This window comes from Bacillus sp. EB106-04-02-XG92 (genome assembly GCF_058791995.1).
In genome coordinates, this window is the sequence record NZ_JBYTEA010000005.1 from 201,892 (window position 1) to 218,426 (window position 16,535).

The 16,535-nt window shown below is 33.8% G+C and carries 18 protein-coding genes and 1 pseudogene; 7 read left to right on the forward strand and 12 right to left on the reverse strand.

The window, feature by feature from the left end; genetic code table 11:
• Nucleotides 1–101: 101 nt before the first annotated feature.
• Together AC3WVA_RS14795 and AC3WVA_RS14800 are read right to left on the reverse strand one after the other, a co-directional pair.
• Nucleotides 102–1,202, reverse strand: a complete 1,101-nt coding sequence (locus AC3WVA_RS14795) for a sensor histidine kinase (RefSeq protein ID WP_098345336.1) — start codon at nt 1,200–1,202, stop codon at nt 102–104.
• A gap of 4 nt (nt 1,203–1,206) precedes the next feature.
• Nucleotides 1,207–1,845: a response regulator transcription factor gene (locus tag AC3WVA_RS14800; RefSeq protein WP_098345337.1), complete on the reverse strand. Its 639-nt coding sequence runs from the start codon at nt 1,843–1,845 to the stop codon at nt 1,207–1,209.
• Between the two features lie 283 nt (nt 1,846–2,128).
• On the opposite strand from AC3WVA_RS14800, the gene AC3WVA_RS14805 reads away from it, so the two are divergent.
• The 4 genes from AC3WVA_RS14805 to exsE are packed head-to-tail and all read left to right on the forward strand — an operon-like array spanning nt 2,129 to nt 5,067.
• Complete coding sequence (locus AC3WVA_RS14805) at nt 2,129–2,611, forward strand: RNA polymerase sigma factor (RefSeq protein ID WP_321191683.1); 483 nt, start codon at nt 2,129–2,131, stop codon at nt 2,609–2,611.
• Nucleotides 2,608–3,051: a hypothetical protein gene (locus AC3WVA_RS14810; protein WP_098345339.1), complete on the forward strand. Its 444-nt coding sequence runs from the start codon at nt 2,608–2,610 to the stop codon at nt 3,049–3,051. Before AC3WVA_RS14805 ends, AC3WVA_RS14810 begins: the two co-directional genes overlap by 4 nt.
• Nucleotides 3,044–4,114: a hypothetical protein gene (locus AC3WVA_RS14815; RefSeq protein WP_098881188.1), complete on the forward strand. Its 1,071-nt coding sequence runs from the start codon at nt 3,044–3,046 to the stop codon at nt 4,112–4,114. Before AC3WVA_RS14810 ends, AC3WVA_RS14815 begins: the two co-directional genes overlap by 8 nt.
• A complete protein-coding gene (exsE, locus tag AC3WVA_RS14820) occupies nt 4,111–5,067 on the forward strand; it encodes an exosporium protein ExsE (RefSeq protein ID WP_098345341.1) in 957 nt (318 codons plus the stop codon). The genes AC3WVA_RS14815 and exsE overlap by 4 nt, the downstream gene beginning before the upstream one ends.
• Nucleotides 5,068–5,096: 29 nt before the next feature.
• Here exsE and AC3WVA_RS14825 read toward each other — a convergent pair whose 3' ends face one another.
• Together AC3WVA_RS14825 and dsdA are read right to left on the reverse strand one after the other, a co-directional pair.
• Nucleotides 5,097–6,344 carry a DUF445 domain-containing protein gene (locus AC3WVA_RS14825; protein WP_098345342.1) on the reverse strand — a complete coding sequence of 416 codons (1,248 nt, stop codon included), beginning with the start codon at nt 6,342–6,344 and terminating at the stop codon, nt 5,097–5,099.
• 150 nt (nt 6,345–6,494) lie between these two features.
• Nucleotides 6,495–7,829 carry a D-serine ammonia-lyase gene (gene dsdA / locus AC3WVA_RS14830; RefSeq protein ID WP_098345343.1) on the reverse strand — a complete coding sequence of 445 codons (1,335 nt, stop codon included), beginning with the start codon at nt 7,827–7,829 and terminating at the stop codon, nt 6,495–6,497.
• A 151-nt stretch (nt 7,830–7,980) separates the two neighbouring features.
• Here dsdA and AC3WVA_RS14835 point away from each other — a divergent pair, with 151 nt between their 5' ends.
• A complete protein-coding gene (locus tag AC3WVA_RS14835; protein ID WP_098345344.1) occupies nt 7,981–8,526 on the forward strand; it encodes a helix-turn-helix domain-containing protein in 546 nt (181 codons plus the stop codon).
• Nucleotides 8,527–8,580: 54 nt separating this feature from the next.
• On the opposite strand, the gene AC3WVA_RS14840 is transcribed toward AC3WVA_RS14835, so the two are convergent.
• The 6 genes from AC3WVA_RS14840 to AC3WVA_RS14865 form a co-directional block, all read right to left on the reverse strand.
• A complete protein-coding gene (locus AC3WVA_RS14840) occupies nt 8,581–9,261 on the reverse strand; it encodes a prolipoprotein diacylglyceryl transferase family protein (protein WP_098345345.1) in 681 nt (226 codons plus the stop codon).
• Nucleotides 9,262–9,279: 18 nt separating this feature from the next.
• Complete coding sequence (locus AC3WVA_RS14845) at nt 9,280–9,834, reverse strand: TlpA family protein disulfide reductase (protein WP_048527220.1); 555 nt, start codon at nt 9,832–9,834, stop codon at nt 9,280–9,282.
• Nucleotides 9,835–9,852: 18 nt separating this feature from the next.
• Nucleotides 9,853–10,566 (reverse strand): cytochrome c-type biogenesis protein CcdA, encoded by a 714-nt coding sequence (gene ccdA, locus AC3WVA_RS14850; RefSeq protein WP_098345346.1) that lies wholly within the window; start codon nt 10,564–10,566, stop codon nt 9,853–9,855.
• Between the two features lie 53 nt (nt 10,567–10,619).
• Nucleotides 10,620–11,432 carry a M56 family metallopeptidase gene (locus AC3WVA_RS14855; RefSeq protein ID WP_098345347.1) on the reverse strand — a complete coding sequence of 271 codons (813 nt, stop codon included), beginning with the start codon at nt 11,430–11,432 and terminating at the stop codon, nt 10,620–10,622.
• Between the two features lies 1 nt (nt 11,433).
• Nucleotides 11,434–11,850 carry a BlaI/MecI/CopY family transcriptional regulator gene (locus AC3WVA_RS14860; protein WP_098345348.1) on the reverse strand — a complete coding sequence of 139 codons (417 nt, stop codon included), beginning with the start codon at nt 11,848–11,850 and terminating at the stop codon, nt 11,434–11,436.
• A 93-nt stretch (nt 11,851–11,943) separates the two neighbouring features.
• The gene (locus AC3WVA_RS14865; RefSeq protein ID WP_014893865.1) at nt 11,944–12,342 is read right to left on the reverse strand and encodes a DUF3942 family protein; all 399 of its coding nucleotides are present in this window, start codon (nt 12,340–12,342) and stop codon (nt 11,944–11,946) included.
• A gap of 528 nt (nt 12,343–12,870) precedes the next feature.
• Here AC3WVA_RS14865 and AC3WVA_RS14870 point away from each other — a divergent pair.
• Nucleotides 12,871–13,569 (forward strand): peptidase E, encoded by a 699-nt coding sequence (locus AC3WVA_RS14870; RefSeq protein WP_098345349.1) that lies wholly within the window; start codon nt 12,871–12,873, stop codon nt 13,567–13,569.
• A 57-nt stretch (nt 13,570–13,626) separates the two neighbouring features.
• On the opposite strand, the gene AC3WVA_RS14875 is transcribed toward AC3WVA_RS14870, so the two are convergent.
• Both AC3WVA_RS14875 and AC3WVA_RS14880 read right to left on the reverse strand, forming a co-directional pair.
• Nucleotides 13,627–15,036, reverse strand: a complete 1,410-nt coding sequence (locus AC3WVA_RS14875) for an MATE family efflux transporter (protein WP_098345351.1) — start codon at nt 15,034–15,036, stop codon at nt 13,627–13,629.
• 98 nt (nt 15,037–15,134) lie between these two features.
• Nucleotides 15,135–15,899 (reverse strand): DUF2087 domain-containing protein, encoded by a 765-nt coding sequence (locus AC3WVA_RS14880; RefSeq protein WP_098345352.1) that lies wholly within the window; start codon nt 15,897–15,899, stop codon nt 15,135–15,137.
• 224 nt (nt 15,900–16,123) lie between these two features.
• On the opposite strand from AC3WVA_RS14880, the pseudogene AC3WVA_RS14885 reads away from it, so the two are divergent.
• Nucleotides 16,124–16,270: pseudogene (locus AC3WVA_RS14885) on the forward strand (MBL fold metallo-hydrolase); the annotation flags it as partial.
• Nucleotides 16,271–16,535 lie beyond the last annotated feature (265 nt).

Sequence of the window (16,535 nt, forward strand, 5' to 3'; positions counted from 1 at the left end):
CTCTGCTGTTATTATAAACAAAAAAAATGAACCTGCTCAGTGCAGAAGTTCATTCTTTTCACATGAGATTATTCACTTTTTTCATATGAGATGATTCATTCTCATATCGGCAGCAACATTGTTACTGAAAAACCACTTGTTCCATCTACAATAATTTTACCATTTACAGACGCCGTTCGTTCCTCCATCCCCATAATACCGAGACCTTTTTTAACAAGCATTGCACCTTTTCCGTTATCCTTCACTTGTACCTTTACCATCTTGTTAAGTACATGAATATCGATTGAAATGACTGTCGCATCAGCATATTTCATCGCATTTGTTAATGCCTCCGTGACATTTTCACCGATAATCTTCCACTGTATAGGAGAAATCATATCTAAGTTCCCTTTATAAACGAAAGGAATATTCACATCATGCTTACCGGCAAATTCCTCTATGAATAATTTCATACGATGAATACCAATTTGCTCAGTTGGTGGCTTCATATTTTTTAATGTAATCCGAATGCTTTCAATTCCATCTTTCGAAATATGAATTGCATTTTGTAATAACTCGGCAGATTTTTCTTTATCTATCGCCATTAATCTCTTTGCTGCTTCCATTTGAATTAGCGCACCCGTCATCGAATGACCAATTTTATCATGAATTTCTTGAGAGAGCCGGTTTCTCTCTTCTAACTTAAATGTGTACTCTGATTGCTTTATATACTCTTTATTTTCATGTAAGCTTTTCGTCAGCCGCTGCATATCTTTTCGCATCTTATCATTTTGTGATTCAAGCTTTAATACACGCGATATATACCGTTCTGCCATAGTTAATATGATGAAAGAAAATGCAACAATTAATCCATATGTCATTCGAATACTTTCATCTGTAAAAATAATAGGAATCATCATCATGATAAAGAGTTGCCATTTCTTCTCTATATATCGAAATACAAGTTCATATAAGTTCAAAGGTAAAAATAAAATAAAAAGCGGATGTATCTTCCATGTGAATAACATAACTACGCCAATTGACAGAGAAGTTAATATGTTTTTGTGCGTATCTTTTTTAAATATAGAAATGAGCACGTTTACAGAAAGATATAAAAGCAAAGTAAGTATAATCCATGGTAAGTTCGCGACATTTAAATAAATGTAACTAAACACAATATATATAAAGACAATTAATTTACTTACAATTAACCAAAATTCCATATTTTTAATCTACTTTCCCTGTTAAGTAATAAATCGCAATTTGTGTACGATGTTCTAGTCCAGTTTTCCCTAAAACTGATGTAATATAATTTGCAATCGTTCCTTCTGATATGAAAAGTTGCTTTGAAATTTCTTTATTCGAGAAACCTTTCGCAATTAATGCGATAATACTAAGCTCTCTTTCTGTAAAAAGACTCTTATCTATTTTACATTCGTCCTCTTTGCTTTCCATTAAATTGCACTTAATTTTATCAAGCACTACATCTTGCATAACAGTTTGACCGTTATATACTCCTTTTATTGCATCACGAATACGCTCTGGATCATTATTTTTTAATAAATAACCTTTCGCCCCGTTCTTCACTGCGTCCAAAATATATTCATCATCATCGAACGTCGTTAAAATTAGTGGTTTCGTTTCCGTTTCTTCACAAATAAATTTCGTCGCCTCTACCCCGTTCATATTTGGCATGCGGACATCTAAAAGAGCGATATCAACGTCGTTCTTTTTGCAATAGTCAACTGCTTCTTTCCCATCATTTACTGTATCTACCACTTCGAACTCTTCATATGTATTTAAAATAATTTTCATGCCTTCTCTAATAAAAGAATTATCATCTGCTATTAATATTTTTATTTTCATGTTTGTTAGTATGGACCTTCCTCTACTAACATTCACATCCTTTCTTCCCGTAACATTTCCCACTTGCTCATTATATACTCCTTTTTACCATTTTTTCACACCTTTTTTCATATAGCCTCCTTTCTAAAAATATATTATTCTTTTTTTACAACATGTGTAGGGTGACCAGTCATTTCTTACGTCTATATAATAGAATGCGTCAAAAAGGAGGGAGAGACCCATTGAGGAAAAACAATTAATTGAAAAAGCACAGCAAGGAAGCGAACATGCTTTTCGTATCCTTGTGCAAACATATCGTCACTATATTTTCCAAGTTATCTTTTCTATTGTAAGACACGAAGAAGATGCGAAAGATGTTACACAAGAAGTATTCGTAAAAATTCACGCCTCTCTCCCTAATTATCAATTTCGCGGATTAAAGACGTGGATGGCGCGTATTGCCACCAATCACGCTATTGATTATAAGAGAAAAAAAGCTAGAGAAAACGAAGAACTCTCCTTATGTAAAGAAACTGAGGAAAATATAAAATCCTCTCAAAATATTGAGGCTTTATTATTGACGAAAGAGCAAAAATTACTCATTGCTCAAAAGCTGAGAGAACTTCCCGAAAATTACCGTGACGTCGTCCTCTCACATTACTTAGAAGAAAAAAGCTATCAAGAAATTGCTTTACAGGAAAACATCGAAGTGAAAACAGTCGAAATGAAACTGTATCGGGCAAGAAAATGGATTAAAAAACATTGGAAGGAGGAAGAGTTTCTATGACGCATTATTCAAAAGAAGATTGGCGTAATTATACATTAGATTTTATCAAAAACAATGAACGTGAATCTATGGAAGAACACCTTTATGAATGTGATCATTGTTTAGCACTTTATATGGAAAGTATCGATGAACAACATGAAAACCTTCCAATGATAAATGATGATTCATTTACGAACGAAGTTATGACGCAAATTGATTTTGAAACGCTACAACTTAATGAAAATATAAAAACAAACTCACTAAAGCGAACGATTATTCACTACATAATTGCGACCGCAGCTACCATTATTTTTATGGTAAGTGGTTTATTCCAATATATTTTCACAGCAACATCAAATTTCGAGAAATCTTCAAAACATAACGAGTCTTCTATCTCACAACAAATTGTAAACAAATCGGTAGACACATCAAAAAAGGACGGAGGTTCAAAGCATGAATAAAAATCCCTTTTTAGCACTTGTATTAGGGCTAATTCCCGGGCTTGGTCATTTATATGTAAAGAAATTTGGACGGTTTATTTTATATAGCGGAGGGGCTGTATTTCTATTTATCTTTGCAGCATTTTGTACAATAGCACTAGGAGAGCGTGATATTGCTTTTCTTTCTCTATTTTTACTAGTCGTGTTATGGGCGATCAATTTATTAGATTTAGTTATCACTATTATTAATCAATCGAAAAAACAAGCAGCCGGAGAATTGACAGAGTCCTCTAAAGAGAGCGAACGATTTTATATCATTCTCCTATCCATCATCCCTGGACTTGGACATTTTCAATTAGGACTTATGCAACGTGGACTTACATTTTTAGTCGCTTGCACAGGAATCGGAAGTATGATTATTTTTGTTGCACTTTTAACATCGCAAGAAAGTTTCCTAATCTTCCTTATTACATTACCTGTTTTATGGATTTACAATTTCTTCGATGTTGTTCAGCAGCTCCAGAAAAAAGAACGTGGCGAGCAACTAGATGATCGTACTATTTTCGAAGAGTTTGAAGAGCATCGTGAACAAGGAAAGAAGAATAAAACATTCGCTTCTATTTTAGCAATGTTCCCCGGAGCAGGACATATGTATTTAGGCTTGCAGCGACGCGGCCTTCAGCTTATGGTAGCCTTCTTACTTTCTATATACTTACTTGACTTATTAAGACTTTCTGCGTTTTTATTTTTAGTTCCAATCATTTGGTTCTATAGCTTCTTTGACGCTTTACAGCAAACTGCAAAGTATGGAAAAGAACGTGTACATGACGAACCTATCATTGATTATTTTATCAATCATCAAAGATGGATCGGTATTGGATTAATTACACTCGGTGGTTATTATTTATTAGATCAAACACTCCTTCCTATTTTGAATGATTACTTTGCATCTATATTTAACATTCATCTTAGCGAGCTATATTATCGCTATTTCCAAACATCTATCGTTGCACTCCTCTTAATTGGTGGCGGCTTTAAATTGTTACTTGGAAATAAAGAAAACAAAGGTGGTACAAAAGAATGAGAACATGGCGCGTTGGAACATTTTCAATGGGGCTTTCTATTATTTCATTAGGTTGCTTCTTACTATTTTCAGTTATAAAAGGTACTGAAGTATTAGATTCCTTAACAGCATGGTGGCCTGTTTTACTTATTATACTTGGCGTGGAAATTTTACTATACCTTCTATTTTCTAAGAAGGAGCAACCCTTTATTAAATATGATATTTTTAGTATTTTCTTTATCGGCGTTTTAGGAAGCGTTGGAATTGCTTTTTACTGTTTATTATCAACTGGATTACTAGATGAAGTTCGCCATTCTATTCATACCACTCGCCAAACGAGTAATATTCCAAGTGGACAACTTGATATACCTGAATCTATTAAAAAAATTGTAGTGGATGCAGGACAGCACCCTCTAACAATAGAGGGAAATGATACAAATCAAATTCACCTTCTTGGAACATATGAAATGACAACGAAAACTAATGAAAAACTTAATTTAAAACAAGAAGATTTCCTTTCAGTTCAAACAGCTGGGGAAACGATGTATATTACTTTAAAATCATTACCAGTTCAACATACGTTATGGAATTCAGCACCACAGGTCAAGCCGACACTCGTTCTTCCGCAAAATAAAAATGTAGAAGTTCGTGCTTCAAATAACGAACTATCCCTTTATCCAGGTCAATTGCAAAATAATTGGTTTGTACAAGAAAGTTCAAATGTATCTGTTCATTTAACAAAAGAAAGCGACATATCTGTAATCGCCGTAACAAATCAAAAAGAAGCTCACGGAAACACGCCTTGGGAAAAAGTTGAAGATTTAACGAAAAAAGAAGAGAATACTTCAGAAGAAAATAAAGAATTCAATGGCCAAGAACATTGGTATAAAAATTCGATTAAAACAGGAAATGGGACGTACAAGTTACATATTGAAAAAGCTTATAATATCAATATGAGTATTATTGAAAAGTAAAAACCTTCCACAATTGTGGAAGGTTTTTCTCATATAATCGCTTTAATTCCTTCTAACACTAATCCAATCATAAATCCGCAAACAGCCCCGTTTACTCGGATCCACTGTAAATCTTTACCGACGTTATTTTCAATCATTTCGATTAACGTTTTATCATCTAACTTATCAAGGTTTTCTTGTACAAGTTTTCCGATTTTCGAATGATTCTTTTCAACAAGTGTGACAACTTGTTTTTGTAACCACTCTTCTATTTTTTGTACAGTCTGTTCATCTTCTTTTATTTTATTCATTTGTGTTTGTAAAAATGGAATAACATATTTATCCGCAAATTCTTCATTTTTCACAAAAGCAATTGCCCTTTGTTGTACTTGCTCCAGCATCTCTTTAATTTTGTCAGTAGCATTCCAATTGGAAATCCATTTTTCTTTCCAATTTTCTAATTCTTGTAGTAACGCTTCATTCTCTTTTACATTTATAATTTCTTGACGAATTTTTGATAAAATAAGTTGTCTCGTACTATTATCTGCATCTTGTAAGCTGTTAATATTGCTAATAATGAATTTCTGCAAAATGCCGCCAATTTTATCTTCATCTACAATATTCATAAACGATTTCAAAGTAAACTGTAAAAATCCATCTACTTTTATGTTTTCCATCGCCTTCATACCTAAGCTTCCGAGCTGGTAACGCGCTTCATCTTGCGCTGTCCAGTCTTTCACTTTTACTAAAATGTAATCAAGTGTCTTTTCATCATATTCTTGGACAACTAACTGATCAACAAGTACTTGTAAAATGTTACTTGTATTAATTGTATGCAAATACGTTTTTAATTCTTTTTCAATAATAACCGCTAACTTTTCCGTATCTATTGTAACAATCGCTTTCTCCGCGATCGTTACAATCCCCTTTTTCACAGCGTCAGACTGCATTTCTCTCTCAGCAATTTGCAGCACCATTTGTGCTAGCTGCATTTCTTTTACTTTATTCGTAATACTTTCTTTCGTCAGCCACTCATTTTCTAACGTGTTAATGAGTCCTTTCGTTACTCGTTTACGATTTTTAGGTAATAACGCTGTGTGAGGAATTGGAATTCCCATCGGATGACGGAATAAAGCCGTAACTGCGAACCAATCCGCAAGTCCGCCAACTAATCCAGCTTCAAATCCCCCTTGTATAATCTCTCCTGCTACCGTTCCTTGAAACGGGATAGAAGCGGCAAAGCCTACTCCCATAACCCCCAGCGAAATACCCGCTATATATTTAGTCTGTAATGACATCGTATACACATCCTCTTATTATGTAAAATAAATCTTTTTTGTTATATGTATTTTATATTCGTTCTTTATATCTATACTATAATGAACTAATGCGAAAATAACAAAGAATTTTATGCACATGAAAAAAATGAGGCTGTAAAAGCCCCATTTTTATTTTAACGTTAATTCCACACCTGTTTTATAATACCCATTCATCACGTCTTCGGGAACCATACTCCCACCAGTTCCCCACACAATATGAGTACCTTTCTTTACCTTCACAGTTAACTGTTGTTTTTGTAAATACTCATCTTCTTTACATACTTTCACTGGTCCTATCATACCTGCTAACGCAGAAGGTTCTAAATAAATATTTTCTGTATCTGCTAGTTCCTTCAACAATCTATATAACTCTTCATCACTTACTGTGTAATTTCCACTCAAAAATGGTTCCATCGTTTTACCGACAAATCCAGACGGTCTTCCTACCGCTAGTCCGTCCGCGTCTGTTACATTATCAATCCCGATATCTTGAACAGCAATTTTATCATGAAGTCCTGTCATTAAACCGAGTAACATACATGGAGAATGCGTTGGCTCCGCAAAGAAACAGTGCACATTGTCTTTATACAATAACTTTAAACCAAATGCGACGCCGCCAGGTCCGCCCCCTACTCCGCACGGAAGGTAAACGAATAAAGGATGCTCTTCATCTACTACAATCTTTAACTCTTCTAATTGCTTTTGTAGACGCGACGCTGCTACTGCGTATCCTAAAAATAAATCATGGGAGTTTTCATCATCTACAAAATAACAGCTAGGATCTGCATCTGCTTGCTGACGCCCCTCTTCTACTGCTTTACTATAATCAGCTTCATACTCAATAACGTTTACACCTTTACTTCTTAATAAATCTTTCTTCCATTCTTTTGCGTCTGCTGACATATGAACAGTTACGTTAAAACCTAGTTTCGCACTCATAATCCCAATGCTTAGCCCTAAATTACCTGTAGAACCTACTGCAATTGAGTATTTCGCAAAAAACTCTCTACATGTATCACTATCTAAAATAGAGTAATCATCATTTTCTGTTAACATTCCGTGCTGCAATGCTAATTGCTCAGCATGCTTCAGCACTTCATAAATGCCGCCTCTAGCTTTAATGGATCCTGATATCGGAAGCCCGCTATCACATTTTAATAGTAATTCTCCTAATATAGGTTTCCCGTAATTTTTCTCTAGAGACTGTTTCATAGTAGGTATCTTCACTAAGGGAGATTCAATAATACCGCCTGTTTCTTTCGTTTCAGGAAAAACTTTCGCAATGTATGGTGCAAAACGTTTTAATCTTTCTTCCGCATCTTTTACATTCTCTTCATTAAGTGGCGAATCTTTTATTGCCGTTTCATACTTTTCCATGTTCGGATTCACCCAAAATACTTCTTCTGTTACGATTAATTTATTTATTAGTGGATATTCCTCTTTTAAATTCTCTATTCCCTTCATTTCTCTTCCTCCTCATAACCTTGTAGCTTACGATTCAATAAACTATAATTAAATTAATTTTAATATAGTTTAACACAAATTATTCACTTTAGTTAATTTTAATTTAATTTATTTAAATATAATTTAATAATATACAAGGAGCTTTTTCATTATGGAAAATATAGATATTGGTAAAAAGATTGAAAAACAAAGAAAAGAAAAAGGTTTAACGAGTAAAGACTTAGCAAAGATGGCTGATATTACACCATCTATGTTAAGTCAAATTGAGCGCGGGTCTGCTAATCCTTCTATTCAAACATTAAAAGTACTCGCTAAAGCGTTAGAAGTTCCAACATTTAGCTTTTTACTTGAAGATACAAATACAGACGATTTAATTGTACGTTCTCATAAACGAAAAAAAATGATTATCGATAATTTATCATATGAATTGTTATCACCTGATTTCACAGGAAATTTAGCAACAGCAATTATGACTGTTCCGCCAAATACAGCTTCATCAGAAAATGTACTAGAACATAAAGGTGAAGAATTGGCATTTGTATTAGACGGAACAATTACATTGTATTTAAACGAAGAGGAGTACACTTTAAAAAAGGGTGATAGCGTAAAAATACCCGCTTATTTAAAACATAAATGGGTAAATCAGTTCGAGAAAAATGCGATTGTTTTATTTTCTGTTACTCCGCCGATTTTTTAATATAAAATAAAAAAGATAGCCACGTATGGACATACTCCATATATGGCTATCTTTTTACTTTTTCGGCACCAACAAAATTCCTAAACTAATAATAAAGAAGCTCATTATTTGCTGTACTGATAAACCAAATAGAATCGAGTGTTGTTCACTAATAAGCGAAATAATAATATGAGCAACACCCTCAACTATTAGAAAAACACTTATGTTCTTTCCATTTCCAAGTCTTTCATTTTTCATCCATAACAAGCCCAATATACAAAGGGACAGGATGATCTTATATACAAAAATGGGGTGATATAAAAATTTAGATTCATATATTTTCACACCCCAAGGCAATGTCGTTTGTACACCTATTTGGTGGTGGAATAGAAAATAGAAAATAATACTCATACATAGTCCAATAGGCAAGACATCAAGTAAAATGCGAAGTGAAAATTGCTCCTTTTTACTTTTCCAAACAATATATACACTCGCAATTATGCATCCTGCTATCATATGCTTCATACTTCCTATAGCTAATAGTGCCTGTAATGGCGATCTAAAAGCCCATACTGGATTAATAATTGCCGGTGCAAATTTCCATACAAATACGATAATTAGAAATGCATTTGTTACTGCATCCATCATTTTTTCATATGGTACACTTTCGTTCTTCATCTTTCGTTTCATCAACATAAACCCAAATAGACTTCCAATTATAAGAGATACGGGTTGTAACCTTACGATCCAATCCATTAATACAAAATCCCCTCTTTAACTCTCAATTAATTTCTTAAATTTCTCTTCTAATTGATCTGGAGGTAATACGCCTCGTACTTGCTCTACTATAATTCCATCTTTATTAACGAAAAATGTCGTTGGTAACGAGAATACTTTATAATCTAATCCAGCTACTCCGTCCATATCTAGTAAAACCGGAAACTCAAATCCATAGCGATCCGCAAATGCACCTGCTTCTTGTACTGGGTCACTTACAGTTGCATTCACCGCAAAAATTTCAACGTCCTTTTTATATTTATCATACATACGAACTAAATCAGGTGCCTCCATTTCACATGGACCACACCATGATGCCCAAAAATTAATAAGATACGGTTTTCCTTTTGCATCATTTAACGAATGTAGCTTACCGTCTAATCCTTTTAACGTTATGTTCGGTGCTTTAAATCCTACTTGTGGTAATACTTCTGTTTCTTGTAACTCCGCTTGTTTTGCTTTTCTTTCTTTTTCTTCTTTTTTTGTATTATAAAAGTTCACTCCGGCCCAAATTAGTGCCCCGGCCAGTATAATCGCAATTAGTTTCTTCACTTTTCTTCCTCCCCATTATTAAAAGCCTGTAAATCCACCAAACAGACGAATAAAGAATGCTGTAATTTTTGTCATTTGATTTGTATACAATAAAACACCTGTTATAATCATCATTCCGCCGCCAATTTTCATCATGACATTGGCATATGTAACAATCCACTTTACCTTCCCAATAAAGAATGCCATCACGAAAAACGGAACCGCGAACCCAAGAGTATATGCGGTAATATAAAGTAGTGCTCCTTCAGGATTCGTCGCACCAAGCATGAGTACAGCTGAGAATATCGGCCCAATACATGGTGTCCACCCTGCTGCATATGTCATACCGACTATAATAGAGCGAATATACCCAGTCGATTTACTTCTATACTGCACTTTTTTCTCTGCCATGAGCCACTTAGGTTGAAACAAGCCTGTCATAAACAATCCCATCAAAATAATAAAAATCCCACCAATTTGTTGAATCAATTTTTGGTTAGATGAAAATGTTATTCCAATCCAGCTTACCGATAACCCTAACGCATAAAATATAACCGAAAATCCAATCACAAAAAATACGGTATGCATAATCGCTGATTTTTGCATCATTCCACGATTTTCTTTTAAATCTTGAATAGACACACCTGTAATATATGATAAATAAGATGGATATAGCGGTAAAGAACATGGTGATATAAATGACAACACCCCTGCTCCGGCTACAAGCCAAATCGTTAAATCTGCTGCATTCATTTTATTCCCCCTAAAACACTACATTGAGTAGTGTTGATTCGTAAAAAAAGAGGCTATATGCACTCTCCGACAATAAGTACAACCGACATACAGAATAGACCTAATGTTATATATACCGAATTCGTATGTAACGGAATCGTAAGCTTAACAATTTTTTCATTTAGCACTTGCTCGATTCGTAAATTTATTGCTGTTTTTGCAAATGAAGCTGTAACACATCGATTTTCCATCGTCTTTATTTTAATTAATTTTAATAATGCACTGCCTAACTCGAATTTAGATTTCATTTTCCGCATTGCATACTTATCTGCAGCTAACTCCTGATACACATGATAACGCTGCAATAGCCCTTTTAATATTGGGATATATATCATTCCCTCTGCTAATAACGTAAAACAAAATAATTTTAATGGATCTCGATTCGTTTGATGATATTCTTCATGAAAAATAATCGCATCCATTTCTTCATCTGAAAATGTTTGCAGCATCCCTTCTGACATGACAATTTTCGGAAGAAATAACCCAATTGTAAATGCCGCAACTTCCTCGGTCGGCAATATATATATTTGCTTTCCTTTTCGATTAAAAGGGATAAGTACTTTTTGTAACTTTTTACTATAGAAAAATTGTCGCCAAATTCTTTTGCACACGATGAATACAGTAAGTAGTAAAAATCCAGTAATTATAATACGAATGAGCGATAATTCCTTCATATGTTGTTCTAACTGGAACAAGCAAAAATTCGAAAGAAAGAACGCCTTATTTTGAAACAGAAATGGATATGTAACATAATACACTAACATACTGAAAAAGAGGGTACTAACAATAACTGCTAACAGTACGATTTTACGCATTTGCCATTTCATTTTATTGATCCTCTTTTTTCAACTGACTCAATTTATCTTCTAATTTTTTTATTAAAATCGGATCGGCCTGTTCTAACTCATCTAGCATATGATTTACAACTAAATCTCCAAACTCCCCCATCAACTCCTGTGTCATTTTCTTCGTTTGATTGGATAAGAATTCTTCTTTTGTTTGTACAGCACGATATATGCCACTTCTTTTCACAGTCTGTTTTTCTAAGTGTAATTTCTCCACTAACCTGTTCATAACTGTCATAACAGTATTAAAATTCACAGGTGATTCTTCACTTAATTTCTGCTGCACTTCTTTAATCGTAATCCCTTCGCTAGACCAAACAATCTCCATAATTTTCGCTTCAAGCGGTCCAAAGAAATGATTTAACCCTTGCTCATTTAGCTTATAGTTTTGAGTAAACATTGTACGGCTCCTTTCACACTACGAATTGTAGTATAAATTAAACGAAAGGTCAAACGCAAATGATATACACTAAAATTCACTACTCCATTCCAATCATTGTAAACCTAACTTCTCTCCAAATGTCTCAAAGAGATACTGCTCTAATATTTGTACACTAAACTTCTCATTACGCCCAAGTGCAAACAATTCCCGATCTTTCGCTACGATAGTATCTAACGGGATAACGACATTATCCACTATTTTTGTAATTTCAATGATGTTACTTTTTACATTTACCTCTGTTTTAAATTCAATGTTTTCTAATACGATATGCGAGCGTCTTCCTGATGCAAAAAAAGTAAAGTTAGGATTTTTATAAATACCAATTTCACTCTCTAGCGGATATAAATACTGAAAAATGATATCTCTATGTCCATCTTTTATTATTTTTTCATCCTTCTCATCATCCAAGTACTCTTTCACCTTCGTTGTAAATTCGAATCGAAAATCCACTTTTTTCACGCTCCCTCTTTGTATTTTTATATTAAATAAATATATTGAAATAATTTTACCATATTGTAATACAAGTTCCTATTAAAAGTAAAAACTCTATTATTTCCGATTCCTTTTAAAGGATAAACACTCATTCCATATGAATACATGCTTCTTTATATCCATTTAAACATATTGTTTCCATATTTTGAAACAATAGTATGAAGTATTATATATTGATAAAGTGAAACTTTAATCAGTGGGAGTTTTGTTTATCCCCACTGATTATTAGCCTCAACAATCGGGCTTTTACGGGCAGTTGATCCCCCACCTAATTTCTATGCATTTTCTGAGTTTTATGGTGGGGGCTTATTTCTCGTAATTGCGGGGGAAATTGTCTCTAATTCATTTCTCAATGTAACCAGCCTTTGCTTTACTATTCCGATATATTTAAACTATATTTTCTACTTAATCATTACATCACAGAAGGAATGTAACTCTCTTCTATCGAATTTTTATATAACGAAAATGATTAGGTGGTGCTTTACTATGAAATTAGCTGTCATTGGTGGCGGTGATTTACAAGATTCAAATCACTCGCCTATTAATGAGCGACTTATAGAATTAACAAATAAACTGTATCCAAAAGTATTATTCATTCCTACAGCTAGTCATGATGATGAAAGCTATATAAAAAATTTTTTAGACACGTTCGAAAAACAGTTACACTGTAAAGTACAAATTTTACGTACTATAGCCGATACACCTTCTAAATATGAAATAGACGAAATGATTCAGTCTGCTGATTTAATTTATCTCGGTGGCGGGAACTATATTCAAATGATTACAGAATGGAAAGAACATAAACTCGATGAAAAATTACTATTGGCTCTTGAGCAAGGAACGCTCATTGCAGGATGTAGCGCTGGTGCTATGTGCTGGTTCACATCTAGCATTCGATCAGATTATGAAGGCTCTGGTTATATAGAGAGCAACGGCTGGGGGATTGTGAACAAAAGGTTTTGTCCACATTATAATCAATTAAATAGAATGAACGCCTTCCATTCCTTTTTACAAAATCATCAAGGTAATATAGAAGGCATTGCACTAGAGGATAATTGCGCTCTATATATTACAGAAGAATCTTTTGAAATTATCGGTGAACCTGAAAAAGCGTGGGAGTTTTATATGAGTGATAACAAACTCATTAGACAACATTTTGATATCACTTTAAAAAGCTATTTATAAACATACACTTACAAAAAAATGTCCCTAAGTATAATAACTTAGGGACATTTGCATGATTTAACTCACTAATCGTGTAATTCGTTTCTTCTGCCATGAAAGCTTATAATATGCATACTGTAAAATTAAGCTGACAATAAATGCTGCTGGGTATCCAATCCATATCCCTTCTATACCAAGACTTGTATGGTAAGAAAGATAATATGCTACAGGTACTTCAACAAGCCAAATTGATACGACGCCAATAACAGTTGGCCATAATACTGTACCGCTTGCTCGCATTGTCGCACTAATAATTTGCGCATGACCGAAAATTAAATAACTCCATAACGTAATCATAACGAGGCTGTGAGCAATTTCAATAGTAGTTTGACTCGTTAAAAATAGTGCTAGAATGTCTCTTGAGAATAAGTAAATAAGAGAGATTAGCACACCACCGATGACGTAGTTCATAATAATTCCGGCCTTCACAACTTTCTGCAGTCGATCGAATTGATTTGCACCAATTGATTGCGCTGCAAAAATAGAAACTGTAATACCAAGGCTAACGGCTGGCATTTGTACATAACTTGCAACTTGGTTCACGACGCCATATGCTGCTGTTGCATCCGAACCGTAACGGTTTACAAACGCGATTACCGCAATTTCAGATAATGAAACTAATATCATATTAATACTCGCTGGAATTCCGAGTCGTAGCAATAGCTTTAATAACTCCCCATCCATGCGAAGATATTTTCTTACCGCACTATCTAATTGTAGCGGGTGATTTTTCTTCTTTAAATACACTAACATGACAATAAACGTAATAACTGTAGATATAACAGAAGCATAGGCTGCTCCATACACATCTAATTTCGGAGCTCCTAACCATCCAAAAATAAGAATCGGTAATAAGATCATATTTAGCGCTGTACTTACAATTAAAAAGTAAAATGGCGTTTTAGAATCTCCTGTACCTCTCATAAATGTTGTATATGCGAAATATAAAAATAAGATTGGCATCGATATAAATAGAATACGCGCATAATGAACACTTATATCAATAATATTTTCTGGCGTCCCCATAAGGCGCATAATATCCATCGCAAAAATGCTACCTAGTATCGCCAACACAACTCCAATAATAAAGGTAAATGTCAGTGTCGTACCAACGATCGCTTTTAAACGATCTTCGTTTTTAGCTCCAAACGCCTGACCAATTAAAATCGAACTACCTGAACCAATACCAATTACAAATGAAACGAGTAAGAAAAATAGCGGGAAGAATGCTGATATGGCTGCTAAATCATTCACTCCAAGCCATCTTCCTACTACTACCATACCGAATAATTGGCCGATTGATTGTAGTACATTACTTAATAGTAACGGTACTAAAAACATGGACATTGATTTCCAAATCGGTTTACTCTCACTTTCTAGCTTTTGTGACTCCGCACCTTCTTTATTGTTATCTGTAGGTGGTTTCAAATTTCATTTCTCCTTTTATTAAAAATCTGTTTTCAACTTCTATCTCTTTGTATAGTTGTTATAATAATGTGCTTCTATTCATTTTCTTTTCCATATGATTATAACTTCACCCAATATTGGCTTCCATCAGCTGTTCTATCTAAAAATCCATATTCGATTAAATATCTTCTTAAAGTTACAAAATCTGGGTAAACACTTTCTATGATCGTATTTACTTCTTTTTCAGTGTACTTTTTATTACTATCAAACTTCGTCACTAAATGGCGTAATATAATTAATTTACGCTTTTGCTTTTTCGGAAATTTAGAAAGTGGTCCATCTAATCCATCTGTAAAATGTGCTTTTAATACTTCATCATTTTCTTCTTCCGTAATATTGTAGCGATCATCTACCATCGTTGCGGTTCTATGAATCGGTACAAATTTCGTTTGTACTTTTGCTTTTTCTTCTGAAAGTTCCATTAACGCTAAAAACACTTTTGCTTGTTTCATTTTCTCTCGAAGTGTAAATCGATGATTTCGAATGGTTGAAGTACTTCCGCCATCCATCTCTTTTACAATCTCTTTATCATTCAGCCCCATATGGAAAAACTGAACCATTTTCTTTTGCAAATCTGTTAAACCAGTATACTTCTTATCAAGATCTAATAAATAATCAAACATAGACGTATGTTCATTTTGCACATGCAATTGTACAAACTTCTCTGCGTCATACAAAACTTGATTATCTTGATAAATTACACCCTTAATAAACGCTTCTCCACAAGCTAAACAAATATACTCCTCTGCTTCCGCTTCAAATACATACCCTTTCTTCAATTCCTCAACCGAAGCATCCCAAAACTTCTCTGAAATATCACTCATACTAAACACTCCTTTAAAATGTCTGTTTTAAAACAAACAAATTCCAATAACGTTTACTATCACTTCATCATCTTAACACACCATAAATAAACATTTCAACATTTCGTTTACCCATTTTACAAACTTTTATAAAAACGTCTATTAAACAATCTTTTAAAAGGACTTAAAGCAACGAAGAGCAAATGTACTTATACATGAATTGAAGATAGGATGTGAAACAAAATATGATTATTCTGCAAGATTCTTTGTTTACTGTTAAACAAATTACCTAAAATACTTATGCAATTAGTGAATATGGACATTGGGAGAAAGTACATTCCTTCTCACTTGTAGGTGATACTATCGCACTCCTTATCGATACTGGACTAGGTACTAAAAGAAATAAAATACGCTATTCAATATTTGAGTGACAACAACCTCGTTCTACAGAGAACTGGTATTCACTCATTCCAAAACTTCAGCATTCAATTTTAACTACAAAAAAGGTAATTCCGTATATGGAAACACCTTTTATCCATTATATATTCTCTTTATAACCTCGACTAAAGCCTTACTTACCTGTACAAATATATGCTTTCGATTTCCATCCTCAACAAATTTATTTGCACAACTACCCATAACCGTCATACAACTAAT

Excerpts from the sequence above, each read along its gene's own strand:
- AC3WVA_RS14795 (WP_098345336.1), bottom strand. The coding sequence starts at position 1,202 with ATGGAATTTTGGTTAATTGTAAGTAAATTAATTGTCTTTATATATATT.
- AC3WVA_RS14800 (WP_098345337.1), bottom strand. The coding sequence starts at position 1,845 with ATGAAAATAAAAATATTAATAGCAGATGATAATTCTTTTATTAGAGAA.
- AC3WVA_RS14810 (WP_098345339.1), top strand. The coding sequence starts at position 2,608 with ATGACGCATTATTCAAAAGAAGATTGGCGTAATTATACATTAGATTTT.
- AC3WVA_RS14815 (WP_098881188.1), top strand. The coding sequence starts at position 3,044 with ATGAATAAAAATCCCTTTTTAGCACTTGTATTAGGGCTAATTCCCGGG.
- exsE (WP_098345341.1), top strand. The coding sequence starts at position 4,111 with ATGAGAACATGGCGCGTTGGAACATTTTCAATGGGGCTTTCTATTATT.
- AC3WVA_RS14825 (WP_098345342.1), bottom strand. The coding sequence starts at position 6,344 with ATGTCATTACAGACTAAATATATAGCGGGTATTTCGCTGGGGGTTATG.
- dsdA (WP_098345343.1), bottom strand. The coding sequence starts at position 7,829 with ATGAAGGGAATAGAGAATTTAAAAGAGGAATATCCACTAATAAATAAA.
- AC3WVA_RS14835 (WP_098345344.1), top strand. The coding sequence starts at position 7,981 with ATGGAAAATATAGATATTGGTAAAAAGATTGAAAAACAAAGAAAAGAA.
- AC3WVA_RS14840 (WP_098345345.1), bottom strand. The coding sequence starts at position 9,261 with ATGGATTGGATCGTAAGGTTACAACCCGTATCTCTTATAATTGGAAGT.
- ccdA (WP_098345346.1), bottom strand. The coding sequence starts at position 10,566 with ATGAATGCAGCAGATTTAACGATTTGGCTTGTAGCCGGAGCAGGGGTG.
- AC3WVA_RS14855 (WP_098345347.1), bottom strand. The coding sequence starts at position 11,432 with ATGAAATGGCAAATGCGTAAAATCGTACTGTTAGCAGTTATTGTTAGT.
- AC3WVA_RS14860 (WP_098345348.1), bottom strand. The coding sequence starts at position 11,850 with ATGTTTACTCAAAACTATAAGCTAAATGAGCAAGGGTTAAATCATTTC.
- AC3WVA_RS14870 (WP_098345349.1), top strand. The coding sequence starts at position 12,871 with ATGAAATTAGCTGTCATTGGTGGCGGTGATTTACAAGATTCAAATCAC.
- AC3WVA_RS14880 (WP_098345352.1), bottom strand. The coding sequence starts at position 15,899 with ATGAGTGATATTTCAGAGAAGTTTTGGGATGCTTCGGTTGAGGAATTG.